General features: G+C 33.7%; 19 protein-coding genes. 11 read left to right on the top strand and 8 right to left on the bottom strand.

Annotation, left to right across the window (positions count from 1 at the left end; translation table 11 throughout):
• Positions 1-44: 44 nt before the first annotated feature.
• Genes MTZ49_RS12245 through MTZ49_RS12235 form a run of 3 tightly spaced genes read right to left on the bottom strand, consistent with a single transcriptional unit; the run spans position 45 to position 3,182 of the window.
• A complete protein-coding gene (locus tag MTZ49_RS12245; protein WP_264745821.1) occupies positions 45-389 on the bottom strand; it encodes a YdbL family protein in 345 nt (114 codons plus the stop codon).
• A gap of 10 nt (positions 390-399) precedes the next feature.
• Positions 400-591 carry a YnbE family lipoprotein gene (locus MTZ49_RS12240; protein WP_264745820.1) on the bottom strand — a complete coding sequence of 64 codons (192 nt, stop codon included), beginning with the start codon at positions 589-591 and terminating at the stop codon, positions 400-402.
• A 47-nt stretch (positions 592-638) separates the two neighbouring features.
• A complete protein-coding gene (locus tag MTZ49_RS12235) occupies positions 639-3,182 on the bottom strand; it encodes a YdbH domain-containing protein (protein ID WP_264745819.1) in 2,544 nt (847 codons plus the stop codon).
• Positions 3,183-3,513: 331 nt separating this feature from the next.
• On the opposite strand from MTZ49_RS12235, the gene rnr reads away from it, so the two are divergent.
• The 3 genes from rnr to MTZ49_RS12220 all read left to right on the top strand — a co-directional run bounded on the left by rnr (position 3,514) and on the right by MTZ49_RS12220 (position 7,131).
• Complete coding sequence (gene rnr, locus MTZ49_RS12230) at positions 3,514-6,075, top strand: ribonuclease R (RefSeq protein ID WP_264745818.1); 2,562 nt, start codon at positions 3,514-3,516, stop codon at positions 6,073-6,075.
• The gene (gene rlmB / locus MTZ49_RS12225) at positions 6,072-6,821 is read left to right on the top strand and encodes a 23S rRNA (guanosine(2251)-2'-O)-methyltransferase RlmB (RefSeq protein ID WP_264745817.1); all 750 of its coding nucleotides are present in this window, start codon (positions 6,072-6,074) and stop codon (positions 6,819-6,821) included. Before rnr ends, rlmB begins: the two co-directional genes overlap by 4 nt.
• A gap of 109 nt (positions 6,822-6,930) precedes the next feature.
• Positions 6,931-7,131 (top strand): DUF3079 domain-containing protein, encoded by a 201-nt coding sequence (locus MTZ49_RS12220; RefSeq protein ID WP_264745816.1) that lies wholly within the window; start codon positions 6,931-6,933, stop codon positions 7,129-7,131.
• Positions 7,132-7,177: 46 nt separating this feature from the next.
• Here MTZ49_RS12220 and MTZ49_RS12215 read toward each other — a convergent pair whose 3' ends face one another.
• Both MTZ49_RS12215 and MTZ49_RS12210 read right to left on the bottom strand, forming a co-directional pair.
• Positions 7,178-7,390, bottom strand: a complete 213-nt coding sequence (locus MTZ49_RS12215) for a hypothetical protein (RefSeq protein ID WP_264745815.1) — start codon at positions 7,388-7,390, stop codon at positions 7,178-7,180.
• Between the two features lie 259 nt (positions 7,391-7,649).
• Positions 7,650-7,889, bottom strand: a complete 240-nt coding sequence (locus MTZ49_RS12210; protein ID WP_264745814.1) for a hypothetical protein — start codon at positions 7,887-7,889, stop codon at positions 7,650-7,652.
• A gap of 1,246 nt (positions 7,890-9,135) precedes the next feature.
• Between MTZ49_RS12210 and MTZ49_RS12205 the strand changes: the two genes are divergently transcribed.
• The 7 genes from MTZ49_RS12205 (at position 9,136) to MTZ49_RS12175 (ending at position 12,627) form a co-directional block, all read left to right on the top strand.
• Positions 9,136-9,378, top strand: coding sequence for a hypothetical protein (locus MTZ49_RS12205; protein WP_264745813.1), 243 nt, complete (start codon positions 9,136-9,138; stop codon positions 9,376-9,378).
• Between the two features lie 226 nt (positions 9,379-9,604).
• The gene (locus MTZ49_RS12200) at positions 9,605-9,904 is read left to right on the top strand and encodes a hypothetical protein (protein ID WP_264745812.1); all 300 of its coding nucleotides are present in this window, start codon (positions 9,605-9,607) and stop codon (positions 9,902-9,904) included.
• A gap of 231 nt (positions 9,905-10,135) precedes the next feature.
• Positions 10,136-10,369: a hypothetical protein gene (locus tag MTZ49_RS12195; RefSeq protein WP_264745811.1), complete on the top strand. Its 234-nt coding sequence runs from the start codon at positions 10,136-10,138 to the stop codon at positions 10,367-10,369.
• 601 nt (positions 10,370-10,970) lie between these two features.
• On the top strand, positions 10,971-11,213 hold the full coding sequence (locus MTZ49_RS12190) for a hypothetical protein (RefSeq protein ID WP_264745813.1): 243 nt from the start codon (positions 10,971-10,973) through the stop codon (positions 11,211-11,213).
• Positions 11,214-11,439: 226 nt separating this feature from the next.
• On the top strand, positions 11,440-11,739 hold the full coding sequence (locus tag MTZ49_RS12185) for a hypothetical protein (RefSeq protein WP_264745812.1): 300 nt from the start codon (positions 11,440-11,442) through the stop codon (positions 11,737-11,739).
• Positions 11,740-11,970: 231 nt separating this feature from the next.
• Positions 11,971-12,204: a hypothetical protein gene (locus MTZ49_RS12180; RefSeq protein ID WP_264745811.1), complete on the top strand. Its 234-nt coding sequence runs from the start codon at positions 11,971-11,973 to the stop codon at positions 12,202-12,204.
• A gap of 102 nt (positions 12,205-12,306) precedes the next feature.
• Positions 12,307-12,627 (top strand): hypothetical protein, encoded by a 321-nt coding sequence (locus MTZ49_RS12175; protein WP_264745810.1) that lies wholly within the window; start codon positions 12,307-12,309, stop codon positions 12,625-12,627.
• Positions 12,628-12,767: 140 nt separating this feature from the next.
• Here MTZ49_RS12175 and MTZ49_RS12170 read toward each other — a convergent pair whose 3' ends face one another.
• The 3 genes from MTZ49_RS12170 to MTZ49_RS12160 form a co-directional block, all read right to left on the bottom strand.
• On the bottom strand, positions 12,768-15,332 hold the full coding sequence (locus tag MTZ49_RS12170; protein ID WP_264745809.1) for an autotransporter outer membrane beta-barrel domain-containing protein: 2,565 nt from the start codon (positions 15,330-15,332) through the stop codon (positions 12,768-12,770).
• A 178-nt stretch (positions 15,333-15,510) separates the two neighbouring features.
• On the bottom strand, positions 15,511-16,848 hold the full coding sequence (locus MTZ49_RS12165; RefSeq protein ID WP_264745808.1) for an ATP-binding protein: 1,338 nt from the start codon (positions 16,846-16,848) through the stop codon (positions 15,511-15,513).
• A complete protein-coding gene (locus MTZ49_RS12160; protein WP_264745807.1) occupies positions 16,845-17,585 on the bottom strand; it encodes a winged helix-turn-helix domain-containing protein in 741 nt (246 codons plus the stop codon). The genes MTZ49_RS12165 and MTZ49_RS12160 overlap by 4 nt, the downstream gene beginning before the upstream one ends.
• Positions 17,586-17,741: 156 nt before the next feature.
• Between MTZ49_RS12160 and MTZ49_RS12155 the strand changes: the two genes are divergently transcribed.
• Positions 17,742-18,518: an MtnX-like HAD-IB family phosphatase gene (locus MTZ49_RS12155; RefSeq protein WP_264745806.1), complete on the top strand. Its 777-nt coding sequence runs from the start codon at positions 17,742-17,744 to the stop codon at positions 18,516-18,518.
• Positions 18,519-18,520 lie beyond the last annotated feature (2 nt).

Genomic DNA, 18,520 nt, shown 5'->3' with positions numbered 1-18,520 from the left:
TAAAAAAGCGACCTTAATAGGTCGCTTTTGTTAGTTAATGATTGCTATTTTTTCTGCCATTTTCCGCCAACATTAATATATTGTCCTGCAGGTGTCTTTTCTTGAGCTTTTTGGCCTGCCATAGCTTCTACATCATTTAAAGTAATACCATTTTTCTTAGCTAAATTTTGGTATTCTTTTTTACGTGCATCATTAATTAGTTGTGTAATTACTGCTGCATTACCTTCATTTTTGACGATGCCAAGATAACCATTAGCCATTTCACCTACTTGTCCACTGGCTTTTGCTTGCCCTAAAGCGCTCATGGCCTCATTTAAATTCATTGCAGCAACAGGCAGTGATAACGTAGCTGCTAATAGTGATACTGTGATTGCCTTACGTAAATTCATGTTAGTCTCCTTAGAATAGACCACTTGAGCTGTTAAAAATATTATCTAGTTCTTTATCTACTTTAATATAAATTTCATGTTGAATTTTAACATTCAAGTTGATATTAATAGGCTCACTAGGTGCTTCTACTTTAACGGTAGGTGTACAAGCTGCCAAAAAACCAGTTAAAAGAATAGAAATGCTGAGTAGTCCTATTCGCATGATAACCCCTTTGCTTTTAAAATATAATTTGTCCATCATAACGATCTTTATTGATTTTTACTAGAACGTTGTTGTAAACGTTTTTGTACACGATCACGGATAGTTTCACTGACACGATCACTCAATTGTAATGTTGTCATTAATGCAGGAATATCTTCTTGCAAGGTGATATTTAAATTGATCGGTTGCCCATTTTTTACATTGGGGTTTCTACCATTAATTTGTAATCCAAGAGTGGCAGTACCTTGGTCATAAGAAACTTGGCTACTTAATACAGTATATTGAAAGTTTTCTAGTGCTTCAGTTACTAAATGCATACTAGGGTTATTTTGTCCCATAGCTTTAATAGAGGGAGAGTCAAATTTGATAAAGCCCGCTTTACGAGCACCTAGTTTACCATCTTTTACATCAATACCATTTTTACTAATAATAATGGGTAATGTTCCATCTAATATTCCTTCACCATCAAGTCCTTCTGTAGGATAAGCTTTTAATATATCTGTTAGTTGTAAGTCTTTTATTTGCAAATCTAATTGCTGTGGTAATTTAGCTAAGTTTAACTGGCCTGGTTTTAACCATACTTCTCCTGTAAACATACCTAACTCCATTTTTGTCCAATTAATTGTTCCTTGATCTAGGTTGTTAAGAGGGGCTGTATAATCTCCTTTGAACTGTGCAGGCCCCATAACAAAGCCTGGGTTAGCCTCTGTTAAAGTAAGATCTGAAGAGCTTACTGTTAGTCGATTATTTTGTAAGTTAATGGTTGCTGAGCCTGATAGGTCTCTAAACTCACTACGATCATAAATACCAGAAAGGCCACTAAACTTTGCAGTTGCATTCGTTTTTAATAAACCCTTATCAATGGGAATAGTAACGGAACCATTGAAGCTTATTTTACCTGTAGCAATTTCTAATAGCTCAGGCCAATCTTTAAACGTTTTGGCAAACATATTAGAGGTTCTAAAAAATAGATCAGGGGTTTTTGCGGTAATAGCTAGCTGTTTACTGTAATCAGTTTTAACGCTGATATCAGCTGATAAATCAGCCCCATTAGTAATTTTTCCTGTAAAACTTGTTTGTGTTAAATCAGTAGCTAGTTGACCTGTTAGTCGCCAACTAATAGGTTTTAATAATGTATGAGTTAATGATGAGGTAGAAATAGTAATAGGGCTGGTAGCAGTTAGTTTGATATTATTTTTATCTTCATAATTGATCGTTGTTTTTAAGTTGTTAGCAGCTAATTGTAAGTTTTTAGCATTAATTTCTTTGTCAGTTAGTTGCTGTAATGTAATTAATGTTGTGTTATCAAAAGTTATGGTTGTTTGTTTAGGATTTACTGTAGCTGTAAAGGGTAATGATAAACGACCATTTTCTAAATTATATCCTAGCACTGTTAGTTTTTTAGTATTTGCTTGTAATAATGCCTCTTCAAATTGTATTTCAGCTTGTTTAGTATTAATAAATATATTGGTAGTAAATAAGCTATTTAATGTACCTTCTATATTTAAATGAACCGTTAAGGCTCTATCAGCTTCAGTATGTTGGTCAGTAATGGCTAATGGTTGTAGTTTTAAACTAACACTGTTAGGTTGTAAGTCTTTAGGCAATTGTTCGAGTAAACTTTGATCCAAATTTGTTAATTTGAGATCAGTGTCTAATTTTTCTATTCGTGGACGGTAATTATTAAGGGTAACTTTGGTTTTCATAATCCCTTGTAAGTAACCTAACTTAATAATTGGCCATGGGTTAGGTAAAGATGCATCTAAATTAAAGTAACCTTGATCAGGTTTAAAGTCAGTCATGCCATTGGGAAAATGTAGTTGCCAATCAGCATTGATTTGCATTGCTTGTGGTATTTCAGTAATCGTTTGTTGAGCAGGTAACCACTCATGTAACCAACTAAATAAAGCTCGGGTATCATCTATTTTAAATAGTTTAAGTTGCCCACGCCAATCCCTAAGCTGTTGGCTATCAATTTGTGTAGTTAATGCTAATAGTGGTTGTGTATTAAAATCTGTGGTTAGCTGTAAATCATATTGTTGATCTTTGTTATAAAGATTAGCATTGATTGACAAATTGTCATTATTATTAAATAGATTAGCTTGTAAAGAGAAGGGTAGATTTGTTTGTTGGTTTTGTAAAAGGGTTACAGTTCCTGTTGTCTTACATTGTCCCATAGCACAGGGTAAAGTGACTATTAATTCATCAATCTTAATAGTATTAGGTGCCCAGCTTAAGTTATTTAATAAAGAGGGGATATCTAGTGGTTGCTGGTCTTCTTGAATGGTATTTTGGGCGATAAAGTCTCCTTGTTGCCATTGTACAGATAATTGTTTCATGGTCAGTGTAGACCATGAAAGTACAATATTTTGACTGTTGATAGTTGTTAAATTACCATCAGTTGTTTGTTGAGTAGCTGTTAGTTGTTTAATGGTTAAACCTTTAAAGCTAACACCTAAATCTTGCCAATTAACTTCTAAGCCAAGATCATGTTTTAAATTTTGCCAACGACTCCAACCATATACCCCTAGCAAAGCGAATAGTAGAAGGACTATAAGCAACACTCTTAGTATTTTGGTTAAGCGAGTCATAATAGTTTAAGCCTGTTTTATCCTATTAGTTTATTTTAACAATAACAAAAATGATTGAAAGAAGAACTATTTTTAAAAAGTAACATATTGTTAATATTAATAATTGATTATGGCTATTAAAGTATATTAACAACTTATAAAATAATAGTTACTAGCAAATATAAAATATTTAGAATATGAACGAATGTACTATTTTTAATAAAAAGCTAGCAATCTACAATAAAGTACGTAAAAATAGACAGATACACCTTCTTCAAAGTAATAGAAAGAGATTTTTAAACGATAATAATGAAGTTGTATTTATTTAATTAATGAGGAAAATTTAAAACACATGGCCAATTGGCGTGATCTTGATCCTGAGGCAAAAAGAGAAGCCTCAAAATACGAAAATCCTATTCCTAGTCGTGAATTAATTCTTAAACATTTAGAAGAGCGTGGGGCTCCAGCGACTAGAGATCAATTAATAACAGAGTTTGCATTAACTAACGAAGATGATATAGAGGCTTTAAGGCGTCGTTTACGTGCAATGGAACGTGATGGGCAAGTTATCTATACTCGTCGCGGAGCTTATGCACCTGTTGATAAGCTAGATTTAATACGTGGCCGTGTTATCGGTCATAGAGATGGTTTTGGTTTTTTAGTACCCGATGATGGTAGTGATGATTTATTTTTAGGTCCTGGTCAAATGCGTTTAGTATTTGATGGTGATAGGGCGTTAGCTCGTGTCTCTGGCTATGACCGTAAAGGTCGTCGTGAAGGGGCTATTGTTGAAGTAGCAGAACGTGCTCATGAAACATTGGTGGGACGTTATTATAATGAAAGTGGTTTAGGGCATGTAGTGGCGGATAATCCTAAGATGCCACAGGAGATTCTTATTCCTCCTTCTAAACAAGGAGCTGCTAAACATGGTCAATTTGTTGAAGTAACCATTGAACAATGGCCTACTGTATTTCGCCAAGCTCAAGGTACAATAACCAATGTGCTTGGTGACTATATGGCACCAGGTATGGAAATAGAAGTTGCATTACGCAGCTATGATTTACCCCATGAGTGGCCAAAAGCTTTACTAAAAGAAGCTGCACAAATCAAAGAAGAAGTAGCAGAAAAGGATAAAAAGAAGCGGGTTGATTTAAGAAAACTATCTTTTGTTACTATTGATGGCGAGGATGCTCGAGACTTTGATGATGCAGTTTATGCAGAAACCACTAAGCAAGGTTGGACACTTTATGTGGCTATTGCTGATGTTTCTCATTATGTGAAAATTGGTTCTGCCTTAGATGAAGAGGCAGAGAAGAGGGGAACTTCTGTTTATTTTCCTGAACAAGTTATTCCTATGCTGCCTGAAGTATTATCGAATGGACTTTGCTCACTTAATCCATTGGCGGATAGGTTAGCAATGGTTTGTGAGATGAATATTAATAAAAAAGGAGAAATGACGGATTATTTCTTCTATGAGGGAGTCATTCATTCTCATGCACGTTTAACTTACAATAAAGTGAGTCAATTATTAGAAAAACCTAATAGTGCAGAAGCTAAATTTATTCGTAAAGAAATGCCACATTTAATGCAACCTTTAAAAGAGCTTTATGCTTTATATAAAGTGTTGTTAGCAGCTCGTCATAAACGTCACGCTATTGAGTTTGAAACCCAAGAAACACGTATTGTATTTGGTGCTGATCGTAAAATTAAAGAAATTGTACCTACTGTTCGTAATGAAGCACATCGTTTAATTGAAGAATGTATGCTTTGTGCAAATGTGGCATCAGCATTATTTTTAATGAACCATGATATTCCTGGCTTATACCGTGTACACGATGGTCCTACAGAAGAAAAACAGCAAAAGTTACAAGCATTTTTAGGTGGTTTGGGGCTATCACTCTCTATGGGATCAGGTGATCCAACGCCTGAAGACTATGCTAATTTATTAGAAAAAATTAAAGATAGATCAGATTTTAGTTTAATCCAAACGGTTATGTTACGCTCAATGGGACAGGCACATTATACCCCAGAGAATCATGGTCACTTTGGTTTGAATTATGAAGCCTATACACATTTTACATCGCCTATTCGTCGTTATCCTGATTTATTAGTACATCGTGCCATTCGAAGTATTATTCGTTCTAAAAAGCAATCAGAGCATGTACGAAGAGTAGGGGCTACTAGTTTAGTTAAACAAACTATTTATCCTTATGAAGAGGCGCAATTAGAGAAATTAGGCGAACACTGTTCATCATGTGAGCGCCGTGCTGATGAAGCTACCAGAGATGTAGTAAACTGGCTCAAATGTGAATATATGCAAGAGCGAGTAGGTGAAACTTTTACAGGTATTATTACTGGGGTAACAAGTTTTGGCTTATTTGTTGAATTATCTGATATTTTTGTGGAAGGTATGGTTCACGTTACCGCATTACCTGGTGATTATTATCATTTTGATGTTATTCATCACCACCTAAAAGGTGAACGTAGTGGCCGGACTTTTAGATTAGGTGATACTATAGAGGTTATTGTTACACGTGTTGATATGGATGATCGAAAAATAGATTTTGATTTAGCTGAAAATGCGTTAAATTTGACAATACCTAACAAACGTAAAAAACAATTACCTAACTCAAAAACAAGAGCTAATACCTCTAATAAACGTCCTAAAACTAAATTAAAAGTTGCTAAAACTAATAATGAAAGTAAAACAGTAGATAACGAGTTATTAGAAAAAGCAGATAGTTTATTAACAAAATCAACATTAAAAACAAAGCGTAAAAAACGTTCTGTAAAAGTTAAAAAAGCTCAACAAGTTCTGGCTTCTGAAGTTGCTATTCTCCAGCAAAAGCCAAAAGCAGTTACTAAAAAATCAAAATCATCCACTAAAAGAAAAGCTAGGGTGAAAAAGCTATGAGTCAATGGGAAAAAATTTATGGTATTCATGCAGTAGAAGCATTACTTAATCATCATCCTAAACGTGTTAAGCAACTTTTTATATTGGAGGGTCGACAAGACCCCAAAATACAGCATATTATTGAGTTAGCTAAAAAAAATCATGCTAAAATACAAATATCTAGCCGAGATGAGCTAAATGAGCTAACCGCTGAGGATGCTGTACATCAAGGTGTAGTTGCAGAGGTTTCGCCTAGTCAAGTATGGAATGAGGCTATGCTAGAAGAGTTATTAGAAAAACTAGCAGAACCACCTTTATTATTAGTATTAGATAATATAACTGATCCACATAATCTAGGCGCTTGTTTACGAACAGCAGATGCCGCAGGCGTTCAGGCTGTTATTATCCCCAAAGATAAATCAGCTACATTAAATGCTACTGTACGAAAAGTAGCTTGTGGTGCTGCGGAGGTTATTCCTTTAGTCACTGTCACTAATCTTGCACGTACTTTAGAAAAACTACAGCAACGTGGTTTATGGATTGTTGGTACAGCAGGTGAAGCTGAACAAGAAATTTATCAGCAAGATTTAACTATTCCTACTGTCTTAGTAATGGGGGCAGAAGGAAAGGGGATGCGTCGCTTAACCAGAGATCATTGTGATTATCTTGTAAAACTGCCTATGCTGGGTAGTGTAAGTAGTTTAAATGTTTCTGTAGCAACAGGTATTTGTTTATTTGAGGCCGTTCGGCAGCGGAAACTTATTTAATATTATAACTACAATTACTTAGAATATTTATTAACACTTATAGGTATTTTATAAATACCTATGTGTGGTAAAATAGTATCAATCCTTTGAATTTTTGTGGATTAATACTATGACCAAGAAAAAAAACTTTCCTACCCATCCTAAACATCCAGAAAGGATTTGTTGGGGGTGTGATAAGTATTGTTCTGTTAAAGAATTGGGTTGTGGTAATGGTGCAGATCGTACACAACACCCAGTAGAGCTATTTGGAGAAGATTGGCTTGAATGGGAGCTACAGTCCGACCGTTTAATTAATCAAAAAGATTATTAGTTTTGGAAAGATTAAGTAAAGAACAAATCCTTTTGTTAAAATTAAATTAAAGATCAACAATAAACTCTTTAAATAAATCAACTGGATCAATAATTTGGTCTGGATCATTATGGCAGGTATATATTTTCCCTGCTTTAGTATGCATAGAAACTTCGCCAGAATCAGGGTTATAATCAATACTTTCTATTTCTGCCAAATTGATAAAAGTTGTTCTTTGTCTGCCTTCAGGTGTTTGATATCGGTATTTTATAAATTGCATAAAACCTCCATAGTTAATTGATTATTGATTCTATTATTTTATTATAAATTCAGTGTAGTTATTCATTTCTTATAAAAGGATAATAATTTTATTTTGGAGTGACAGCAAGCATTATTGTGGAATACTTAAATAATTACTCATGATCCGCATATTCTAATCAATGTTATGTTAGCGTAGCCGAGCAGGGCGAGAAAAAGGCCTGTAGATAATACTGCCACTAGCTACAGGCCTTTTTTAATATAACATGTGTTATGTGAAGTTATTTATTTATCTCTTCATTAATAAACTCTGTTAAATCTTCATTATCAGTCATTAAAAAATACTCTCTTCTTTCTTTATCTTCATGTTGCCCCCATGGTTGGTCTACAACTGCACCTACTGCGATTTTGATTTTTATTCCTTTATAATCAAACTCTTCTGACAATACATTTTTGTGTGTTTTTATATATTTTATTTTAGCTATTATTTTTTGTAACTCTTGATCATTATCGTAACTCATATATTTTCACTTTTCCTTATGCCCTAAAGGACATGATAGGCGCATACACAAGGCTATTTTAAGGACAACAGGACTGATGCGCCAAGACCTCCTACCTTATGTTAATTTATTACTAAAGGCCTGATTATACGCTAAAAAGATGGTTATTTGCGATAGCCTGAGAGAATAGCTCAAAACATGTCTAATCGTGCCTGATTAACAAATTGCTAATTATCAACATGTTATAACTATCAAGCATTAAAACGTTAATACAATCAATAGATTATAGCGAGTGAGGACGCGGCGCGGCAGGACAAGGACGAACGAGCGCAATAGTTAAAGGTAGGTGTTCGTAATACCTACCTTTTGTGCCATTTTGGCAGTAATTAATTATTCTCTTTTATTCTTTAAGTCTTGGGCGGCTTCATTTGCATAGTTATCGAACATATAAAATGCTAGATCAGTCCATTTTATAGGTTTTCCTACCTTGTAACTAACTCCAATATTTAGACCAGCTATTGAAATATTGTCTAAAAAAATAACCAATCATACGCAGCAACTGATGAGAAGTTTAAATTAGATAATGTGAAATTCATTATAAGTATATTGCCTGGATAAAAAAATATGCTTACTGATGGATTAGATTAGACTCATACTATAGTAATAAAACTTCGCATAATGTAATGGTGTTATGTTAGCGAAGCCTTGCAACGCAAGAAAAGGGCGTGAAGATAATAGCCAAAACTTCACGCCCTTTTTAATATAATTCATATTATGCGAACCAATCAGAATAAAAAGAATATGCGAAGCATGATAGACGCCTACACAAGGCTATTTTAAGAACATTAATAATTACCGCGTCGTAACAACCTAAAGTATGTTAAAACCTCGCAAAAGAGATGTTACAGCCAATAAAAGGTTAATTCGTCTAACAAGGTCATACAACTAAAATTAATCTGCTTTCGCCCTGATTAACCCTAAAAACTAGAAAACTGGTACCAAGTTTCAGAATGAAAATAGATGTGTGGGTGCTAGTAACACCCACACTTTGGTACGAAAGTCCGTACTAGTTTATTTAAGATTTTCAGCTACTTTCGTTGAAGCATAACGTTTCTAACATTTTTATAAGATTTTATATTAGTGTTATTTTTAGCTGTTTTTTAGTTAATTTTTGTATTGCTATATTTATTATTTTGTTTTACAATTGCGCTCATATGCATGCAATGTATATGCAGGATTACACAAAGTTATTATATGAGGTGTACAAATGAGTAAGGGTTTAGACGGTTTTTTAGATCGTGTAGATAAGCGTAGTAGTGCCACTCGGACATATCAAGGCGATAAGGCAATAGAGCGTGTTGGTGTTAATTTAGATACTAATATCAATTTTCGAGTTAATTCTGCTTTAAAAGATGAGTTTGATCATCTGTGCAAACTTAATCATACATCTATGGCTCGTGAAATTAAAAAATTCATGACAGAAGCCATTAGATTGCAACGCTTAATCTAGGCATATTTGTGTACGCAATTTGAGCGTGGCGAAAATGCGTACAAATATGCTTGATTATATTTCAATTAAGAGGCTATTAGTTTGTGATAGGCTGTTAATTAAACAAGTTAGAAGAGTGCGTATGTGCTCTTAGACAAATCTAGCTACCTAGCTAGTAGGCGTCATCCCTTAGAGTTGAGACCTCTTAAGAGATGACTAATCACAATGTAACTAATAGGAGTTCATTATGACTAATCATAATTCTATCCAAAATACATCTGCTACAGGTGTAAATCATTCTGCTAAAACTGTGTTAAGTGCTCGCCAATATGAAAATATTTCAAGTTTAGAGCAGTTAAATAAAAGTAACGAAATATTTCAAGAAGTATTTTATTTTATTAGATTGATGTCTGGTTATCATCAATTTATTAAAGATTGCCTTTTAACTCATCCTGATTTAAATGATTTTACTTTATCAGTAGAAGCTATCCAATTAGATATTGATAAACGTTTAAATAGCATTTTACAGTTAGTTACAAGTAGTTGATAACATGAGCGCGATGCAGAGCGCAGCGTCGCCGACGTCGCGCATTGCAGAGCGCGAACAAGTGACAAGGTTATACTGATATGAATCCAGAGAACGTTATTATTTTATTACTAATGATATTAGTAATAGCTTTTGCATTAATTGTTTTAAAGCGGTTTAGATAATCGAGGTTCGCATAATATAACAAATCAAAACTAGGGTTTTGTCTCTTCAGTAAAGAGGATCGCTATAATGAGCATAACAGTATTTGTCGCTCGGCAAGCTTTTAGATATTCGTCAGAACAACCAACTTTATTAATTACTAAATGCAAGCAAGGTTTTACATTGTGCATAGCTCATGCAGTTTTAGAAACTGCTAGAGGTAAAATTAGATACTTTAAGAGCATAGAAGCTATTGCAAACTTAGTTGAGTACATACTAGATAGAAAGAGCTTTGTATTTATGTACGCTTTTGAAAATAATTAAAAGGTTCGCATAATGTAATGATGTTATGTTAGCGAAGCCTTGCAACGCAAGAAAAGGGCGTGAAGATAATAGCCAAAACTTCACGCCCTTTTTAATATAATTCATATTATGCGAACCAATCAGAATAAAAAGAATATGCGAAGCATGATAGACGCCTACACAAGGCTATTTTAAGAACATTAATAATTACCGCGTCGTAACAACCTAAAGTATGTTAAAACCTCGCAAAAGAGATGTTACAGCCAATAAAAGGTTAATTCGTCTAACAAGGTCATACAACTAAAATTAATCTGCTTTCGCCCTGATTAACCCTAAAAACTAGAAAACTGGTACCAAGTTTCAGAATGAAAATAGATGTGTGGGTGCTAGTAACACCCACACTTTGGTACGAAAGTCCGTACTAGTTTATTTAAGATTTTCAGCTACTTTCGTTGAAGCATAACGTTTCTAACATTTTTATAAGATTTTATATTAGTGTTATTTTTAGCTGTTTTTTAGTTAATTTTTGTATTGCTATATTTATTATTTTGTTTTACAATTGCGCTCATATGCATGCAATGTATATGCAGGATTACACAAAGTTATTATATGAGGTGTACAAATGAGTAAGGGTTTAGACGGTTTTTTAGATCGTGTAGATAAGCGTAGTAGTGCCACTCGGACATATCAAGGCGATAAGGCAATAGAGCGTGTTGGTGTTAATTTAGATACTAATATCAATTTTCGAGTTAATTCTGCTTTAAAAGATGAGTTTGATCATCTGTGCAAACTTAATCATACATCTATGGCTCGTGAAATTAAAAAATTCATGACAGAAGCCATTAGATTGCAACGCTTAATCTAGGCATATTTGTGTACGCAATTTGAGCGTGGCGAAAATGCGTACAAATATGCTTGATTATATTTCAATTAAGAGGCTATTAGTTTGTGATAGGCTGTTAATTAAACAAGTTAGAAGAGTGCGTATGTGCTCTTAGACAAATCTAGCTACCTAGCTAGTAGGCGTCATCCCTTAGAGTTGAGACCTCTTAAGAGATGACTAATCACAATGTAACTAATAGGAGTTCATTATGACTAATCATAATTCTATCCAAAATACATCTGCTACAGGTGTAAATCATTCTGCTAAAACTGTGTTAAGTGCTCGCCAATATGAAAATATTTCAAGTTTAGAGCAGTTAAATAAAAGTAACGAAATATTTCAAGAAGTATTTTATTTTATTAGATTGATGTCTGGTTATCATCAATTTATTAAAGATTGCCTTTTAACTCATCCTGATTTAAATGATTTTACTTTATCAGTAGAAGCTATCCAATTAGATATTGATAAACGTTTAAATAGCATTTTACAGTTAGTTACAAGTAGTTGATAACATGAGCGCGATGCAGAGCGCAGCGTCGCCGACGTCGCGCATTGCAGAGCGCGAACAAGTGACAAGGTTATACTGATATGAATCCAGAGAACGTTATTATTTTATTACTAATGATATTAGTAATAGCTTTTGCATTAATTGTTTTAAAGCGGTTTAGATAATCGAGGTTCGCATAATATAACAAATCAAAACTAGGGTTTTGTCTCTTCAGTAAAGAGGATCGCTATAATGAGCATAACAGTATTTGTCGCTCGGCAAGCTTTTAGATATTCGTCAGAACAACCAACTTTATTAATTACTAAATGCAAGCAAGGTTTTACATTGTGCATAGCTCATGCAGTTTTAGAAACTGCTAGAGGTAAAATTAGATACTTTAAGAGCATAGAAGCTATTGCAAACTTAGTTGAGTACATACTAGATAGAAAGAGCTTTGTATTTATGTACGCTTTTGAAAATAATTAAAAGGTTCGCATAATATATATTATGTTAAATTGATAGTGGTCAAGCTTGTGTATCTTTATTTATATTTGTTATTATTAGTTCCTGTAAATAGGATTTAGATTAATGACAAAATATTTATTACTAATATGCTCCTTACTCTTTACTCCATTGATGTGCAACGGGGAAATAATCATTGGTGATCTAAAAATAGATGCGACAACAAGAAATAATGAAATAAGGATTACCAATATTAGTAAAAAAACGATAGAAAATATTCAAACTGATGGTAGACCTACTGATTTTACTAGCTTAAAGCCTAATGAAGAGATTTTAATGACCTTTACACCATATGATGAAGAGGCAATGGAGTCTGAACTAAAAGAAATAGAAAAAAGAATAAATAAACAGAGAAAAGATTGGTTAAAAACTTTTAATAAACCTTAAAAATGAGCTAAGGGAAAGTATTTTAATCCTTATTGCCGCACACTTCGTCAGCATCCTCTGTGCGATGCACTACTCTACACCGATTTACAAAAAGAGATCACAATTTTATTGCGAACCCTTTTTGTGATAATTCTAATTAGTTAGAACGCATATTCAATACCTAATGTTGTTGTTGTGTCTTTATAAGAATCATGTCCAAATTGATGGCTAGCATTTAGCAATAATTTAGTGTTTTGATTAATATTACCTTCTATACCTGCTTTAATCTCAGCTATATTTTTAGTACCAGCCTGATCTATTGATACATTATTCATATCAACAGCATAGCTTCTTGTGTTATGTAGCCAATTACCTTCTAAAAAAGGTGTGACTGAAAAGGATGATATATCATTAGCTTGTTTTGGAACAAATAATAATCTAGTACCTAAACGAGTTTGTATATTTTCTCTATTCGCGGTTACTAATGAACCATTTTTTTCTATATGTTTATCTGCTTTAACACCTTGCCAAGTTATTTGGGCTTGAGGTTGTATCCATACTTCATATTCTTCACGTGGTTTGCCTGCATTAACTGTATAGCCTAGCTCAATAGATCCTGTTACACCTTCAAGGTGATATTTTTCTCTTTCTAATTCTTGACCATTTACTTTAGCTGTAAATTTATTCCAAAGAACCCAGCTATCAATATATAAACCTGTTTTATCAACAGCATTTTCATACCATGTACTATATAATCCCATACTATGCCCTTTTATTTCATTACGAGCAGAATAATTGGTTATTTTGGATTCTGAACGTCCATGAGCATAGCCATAGCCAGCCATAATACCTAAATGTAAACGATCATTGTCATTAGTTGTCCATTGGGCGATATCACCACCTATTTGGAAAATATTTCTATTGCTTTTAGTCGTTAAAGAACCTGTTGTATCATTAAACTCATTATGGCCATAATTATGACGAATCCATAATGTTGTGGTCTTTGTTTTACCTGTTATAGGGTCTTTGTAGTTTCTTTCCACTTGACGATCATGTAGCCTTAGATCAAACATATTATTTGCTAATGCTAAATTACTTAAATAAGCCATTGCTTCTGGGCGGATCTGCCCTCCAGAACCTGAGCTGCCCCCCCCCAATAAGCTAGGATCATAAACGCTCATTAAATACCAGCTTTGTTCATCTTGTCCTGTTGTAGAGCCTTTTATTAAACTATAATCATAAGCTCCTGCCACAATTCGACCATTTTGTATAAAGGCATTGGTATCTGAAATACCTTGTACATCTATGATTTTTATACCTTCTATTGTTTCTGCTCCAGAACCACCTAAGTTTTTAACTGTTACATAAGTTGTTCCTGTTGCATTACCTTGAATAACTAGTTGATCTGTTGGGGATATATCATCACCAAGTTCTGTTCCTATTACAAGATGACCATTTTGCCCCACATAATTACCTGTAATCTTTAATGTTGCACCTGCCATATTTCCAGATAAATCGGTTGTGCCTGCATTAGTTAGTGTTGGTATTATTTGATTGTAACCTTTAAGGTTCATCCCACCACCTGAGCTAATGCTATAGATAGAGTTACTACTAAAGGTATTATTAGCACCTGCTTGTAAAAAAGCACCACTTTCAATTGAAGTATTACCTGTATATGTATTAGCACCTGTTAAAGTAGTAACGCCTGAAAGTACTTCAACTGTTCCATTACCAAGGATAGGTGCCGCTAAGGTAAAATCATTGCTTGTGTGATTAAAAACCAGCGTTCCTTGACCTGATCCAAATTTAATAGAATTAGCTGTAACTGTGCCAGCAGCCGTTGCTTGCTCTCCCTTACGACTACCAATAGCTAATTCTCCTACCCCAGTGCTATTAGAACCAATTATAATATCTTTAGCTACAGATAACTCTGCTTTATCAGAAACAACTAGTGTACCTTTACCATTTAATCCTACAGCTACACCACCATTAGCTACTGTTGCTGTAGTATTTTCACCTGTAATAATTAATAAACTGTTGTTAGCTGCTGCCTGATGCCCAATCACCAATGCATCAGTTCCTGTACTGTTCATTGTAAGTTTTGCGCCATTGGAAATTTCTGCCTGTCCATTATTATAAGCGCCTACAAGAAATCGCCTTTCTGTTAATAGTTCACTACCTGGCCCCGTTACTGTGACATAACCTTTTGTTGTTACGCCACCTCGCGAACCTAGAAAAAGATCAGTACTTGATGTAAATTTACCACCATCAGTAATATTGATATAACCTTTTGCTCCTTGATTTCCAACAGTTATATCTCCACCTCCCCCGTTAACAATAACCTCACTACCAACTCCTGAGATGTTTAATATACCTACAGAGTTAATAGATCCATTATCACCCGTACTATCTCCAGAACCACCGATACCAAAAGGATAAGAATAACTATTATTATTGTTAATAATAATTTTGCCACCCTCTATAACATTTACTTCACCAGAACCACCATTAAAACCTACCCGAAGCATTGTTGTTGTCCAACTTCCTTGATCAGTAGCAACAGTAAACTTTCCATAATTATTGTTGGTACCAACCTCTGTTATATCCCGTCCAATTGTGCCCGAGTTATAATCAACATACTTATCTTGATTAATGGTTTCAGCCATAGCATTATTATGTGTTAATAACAGACAGTTAATTGTTAGAAAAAGCGCATTATATTTCATAAAGTAAAATCCATAACCCTTTGATCCTTATGCATAGATTCTGTTTCTATGCATTTATACTACTTTAGTATATTGATAAATTTAATAATTTAATAATTAATTTTATATTTATTAATCATAAATATTATCTATCATGAAAATAAACTGATTCTGAAATGTATTTTTTAGTTTTATTAACTTACGCACCAGATTTTAATGTAACAATAAATCGAGCCCCTCCTAAAGAGCTAGTGACAACAAAAGCGCTACCATGATGAAATTCTGCAATTAATTTTACATAAGCTAAACCAAGGCCATACCCCCCAGTAGTTCTTGTTCGACTATTATCAAGTCTTGAAAAAGGCATAAATACTTTTTCTCTAGCATTAATAGGAATCCCTGGGCCATCATCATCTACTTCAATGACTATTAAATCTTCTTTTTTACTAAGATTTAGTATGGTTTTATTTGTTGCATATTTAAAAGCATTAAGTAGTAAATTGGTAACAATGGTATCAGCTAATTGGATATCAATTAATGCTATATCATCTTCGACTTTACAAATCAGTTTAAAGCTATTCGGTTTAAATAACTTCAATGAGTTACACAATCTATTGCTCCATTTAGTTAAAGATACTTCAGATAAATTGAGCTCAATTTTGTTTTGTTGCATTTTAAAATAATTTAGACTGGCATTTATTAATGACTCTAACTCATTAATATCATCATCCATTCCTTTACAAAGCTCTAACTTTTCTTGTTCGTTATTAGCTTCATAGAACATATCAAGGCCAAAACGCATACGGGCTAAAGGGGTTCGTAACTCATGTGCCATTGCATGGGAGATTGTTTGACTGGATGTAACCAAGTACTCAATATGTGTTCCCATATTATTTAATACGCTTGCTAAGGGCTTAAATAACCAACTTTTTGCTGATTTTGCCCTAGCCTTCAAATTACCCTGACCTAATTGCTCTGCAGTTTGGCGAATATTAACTAAATCTTTCCAAAACTGTGCAAAAGCAAAATATATCAAAATAAAAAATATGGCTGCACTAAATAATGACCAAAGAAATAAAAATAAACCAAATGACATAACATCTGATTCAAGAATATCACGCATTAAAATAGGTCCTAGTACAAGCATATGACCATTATCTAAATTTGCATATAAGATATCTTGTGTCTCGTCATAAGCATAGTCATATTGATCAAATTCTTTTTTCACTTCTGGAGCTAATGTTGTATCAATAGATACAACATGGATTGGATAACCAAAATAAGGCTGTAAATTATCAATAACTTGTTGGATAGGTATATCTTTATGCTCATCAATTTGCATACGAATTAAATTAACTGCACCTCGTTGAGAGTCACGCTGTACAATATGATCTTCTGGTACTCCTGTTATAGACTGGGGTAATGCATCAAAAACTAATAATGCGCTGTAAGCAATTAGACATTGTAAAATTAATAAAATAACTAAATAGACTATTATTCGTTTATTAAATAATGCCTTGATTGATAATTTATTCAATGACTATCTTCCTCTCTTAAGAAGAGATAACCTTTACCTCTAACCGTTTTTATACGGCGGGGATTATCTGGATCATCAAGCAATTTCCGACGTAAACGGGATATTCGCGCATCAATTGAGCGGTCACTACCATCAAAATCAAAACCCCTAACTTGAGAAAAAATATCATCTCGTGACAAGATTTGTCCAACATGTGTAGCAAGCAACCACAATAAATCAAACTCTGCCGTAGTTAAATCAATTTCCTGCTGATTCAGTGTTACTTTACGGTTTTCGTAGTTAATTATTAGTTCACCAAATACTAATAAATTGTCTGTACTAATTAATGGTTTTACAGTTGTTGTGTCAATATATGTTGAATCTATTTGTTTACGGCGTAATAAGGCTCTAATTCGAGCAAGCAATAGTCTTGGCTCAACTGGTTTTGCTAAATAATCATCTGCGCCAAGTTCTAATCCGACGATTTCGTCAATATTATCCTCACTGGCTGTCATAATTAAGATAAAACCATTAAACCAAGACTGTATATCTCGGCAAATATCAAACCCTGATTTGCCTGGTAACATTACATCCAGAATAATTAAATCTGGTTTTAAATCACGAATTACTTCCTCGGCAGTATCCCCTCTTTCATGCCATTGAACTTCATAATCATGGTGCGAAAGATAGGTTTTGATAAGGTTAGCTAGACGATTATCGTCTTCTACAATTAATATTTTTTCAGTCATTGATTTCATTTTCTCCAAACTACTTACTAGCCTAGTTTGTTTGATAATCCCTTGCTGTTACAGAATATATACAAAGCATGAACAAACATTAATTTCAAATCTTTATAATATACTCCTAAAGTCGTAGATTAATTCTACTTTAATTTTAAAGATTTGGTAAAAAGTATGAACAATTTCTTATCAATTTCAGAAAATATTTTCTTTCAATCTCTTCCTGTTTACGGCGTTGAGTCACAAAAACCAATAATTCTTTGTGACTTTGATGGCACAATTAGCCTAAAGGATGTGACAGATATTTTATTAAGTCATTTCGGTAAGGAGGGTTGTGAGGATTTAGAGGAACAGTGGCTTGCAGGTGTTATTGGTTCTCAAGAATGCATGAGTAAACAAATAGCATTAATGGATGCTAGTCTTGATGAATTAGATAAAGTATTAGCACAAGTAGAGATTGATCCTGACTTTACAGCATTTGTTCATAAAGCATTAGATGAAGATATTGTGGTTCATGTTGTAAGCGATGGCTTGGATTATGCTATTCAATCTATCTTAAAACGGCATAACCTCAGTATGTTGCCAGTTTTTGCCAATAGACTATTACATGATAATAATCGCAGTTGGCGTCTTGACTTTCCATATGCTTCATCAGGATGTATTAAAGCAAGTGGTAATTGCAAATGTGCTCATCTGCAAAAACAACGACAACATTTTTACAATGTATTATATGTTGGGGATGGTGCCTCTGATTACTGTGTTTCTCATAAAGTTGATTTAGTTTTAGCTAAAGATAAATTAATCAATTATTGTGAGCAACACTCAATTAATCACTATAAAATTCGTAATTTTGCTGATGCACTAACGGCATTACCTACAATCTTAGCGACATCGGCACATAATGAAGTAAATAGCAGACACCATACTATTGCTGCTATGTCTATAGAGTAAGT

The organism is Entomomonas sp. E2T0 (assembly GCF_025985425.1).
GTDB lineage: Bacteria > Pseudomonadota > Gammaproteobacteria > Pseudomonadales > Pseudomonadaceae > Entomomonas.
The sequence above is the reverse complement of the archived record's forward strand: the minus strand, read 5'-3'. Positions and strand labels throughout refer to the sequence as shown.

Bases quoted from the DNA above. Each gene is read 5' to 3' on its own strand.
- MTZ49_RS12245 (WP_264745821.1), bottom strand. From the start codon at position 389: ATGAATTTACGTAAGGCAATCACAGTATCACTATTAGCAGCTACGTTA.
- MTZ49_RS12240 (WP_264745820.1), bottom strand. From the start codon at position 591: ATGCGAATAGGACTACTCAGCATTTCTATTCTTTTAACTGGTTTTTTG.
- MTZ49_RS12235 (WP_264745819.1), bottom strand. From the start codon at position 3,182: ATGACTCGCTTAACCAAAATACTAAGAGTGTTGCTTATAGTCCTTCTA.
- rnr (WP_264745818.1), top strand. From the start codon at position 3,514: ATGGCCAATTGGCGTGATCTTGATCCTGAGGCAAAAAGAGAAGCCTCA.
- rlmB (WP_264745817.1), top strand. From the start codon at position 6,072: ATGAGTCAATGGGAAAAAATTTATGGTATTCATGCAGTAGAAGCATTA.
- MTZ49_RS12220 (WP_264745816.1), top strand. From the start codon at position 6,931: ATGACCAAGAAAAAAAACTTTCCTACCCATCCTAAACATCCAGAAAGG.
- MTZ49_RS12215 (WP_264745815.1), bottom strand. From the start codon at position 7,390: ATGCAATTTATAAAATACCGATATCAAACACCTGAAGGCAGACAAAGA.
- MTZ49_RS12210 (WP_264745814.1), bottom strand. From the start codon at position 7,889: ATGAGTTACGATAATGATCAAGAGTTACAAAAAATAATAGCTAAAATA.
- MTZ49_RS12205 (WP_264745813.1), top strand. From the start codon at position 9,136: ATGAGTAAGGGTTTAGACGGTTTTTTAGATCGTGTAGATAAGCGTAGT.
- MTZ49_RS12200 (WP_264745812.1), top strand. From the start codon at position 9,605: ATGACTAATCATAATTCTATCCAAAATACATCTGCTACAGGTGTAAAT.
- MTZ49_RS12195 (WP_264745811.1), top strand. From the start codon at position 10,136: ATGAGCATAACAGTATTTGTCGCTCGGCAAGCTTTTAGATATTCGTCA.
- MTZ49_RS12190 (WP_264745813.1), top strand. From the start codon at position 10,971: ATGAGTAAGGGTTTAGACGGTTTTTTAGATCGTGTAGATAAGCGTAGT.
- MTZ49_RS12185 (WP_264745812.1), top strand. From the start codon at position 11,440: ATGACTAATCATAATTCTATCCAAAATACATCTGCTACAGGTGTAAAT.
- MTZ49_RS12180 (WP_264745811.1), top strand. From the start codon at position 11,971: ATGAGCATAACAGTATTTGTCGCTCGGCAAGCTTTTAGATATTCGTCA.
- MTZ49_RS12175 (WP_264745810.1), top strand. From the start codon at position 12,307: ATGACAAAATATTTATTACTAATATGCTCCTTACTCTTTACTCCATTG.
- MTZ49_RS12170 (WP_264745809.1), bottom strand. From the start codon at position 15,332: ATGAAATATAATGCGCTTTTTCTAACAATTAACTGTCTGTTATTAACA.
- MTZ49_RS12160 (WP_264745807.1), bottom strand. From the start codon at position 17,585: ATGAAATCAATGACTGAAAAAATATTAATTGTAGAAGACGATAATCGT.
- MTZ49_RS12155 (WP_264745806.1), top strand. From the start codon at position 17,742: ATGAACAATTTCTTATCAATTTCAGAAAATATTTTCTTTCAATCTCTT.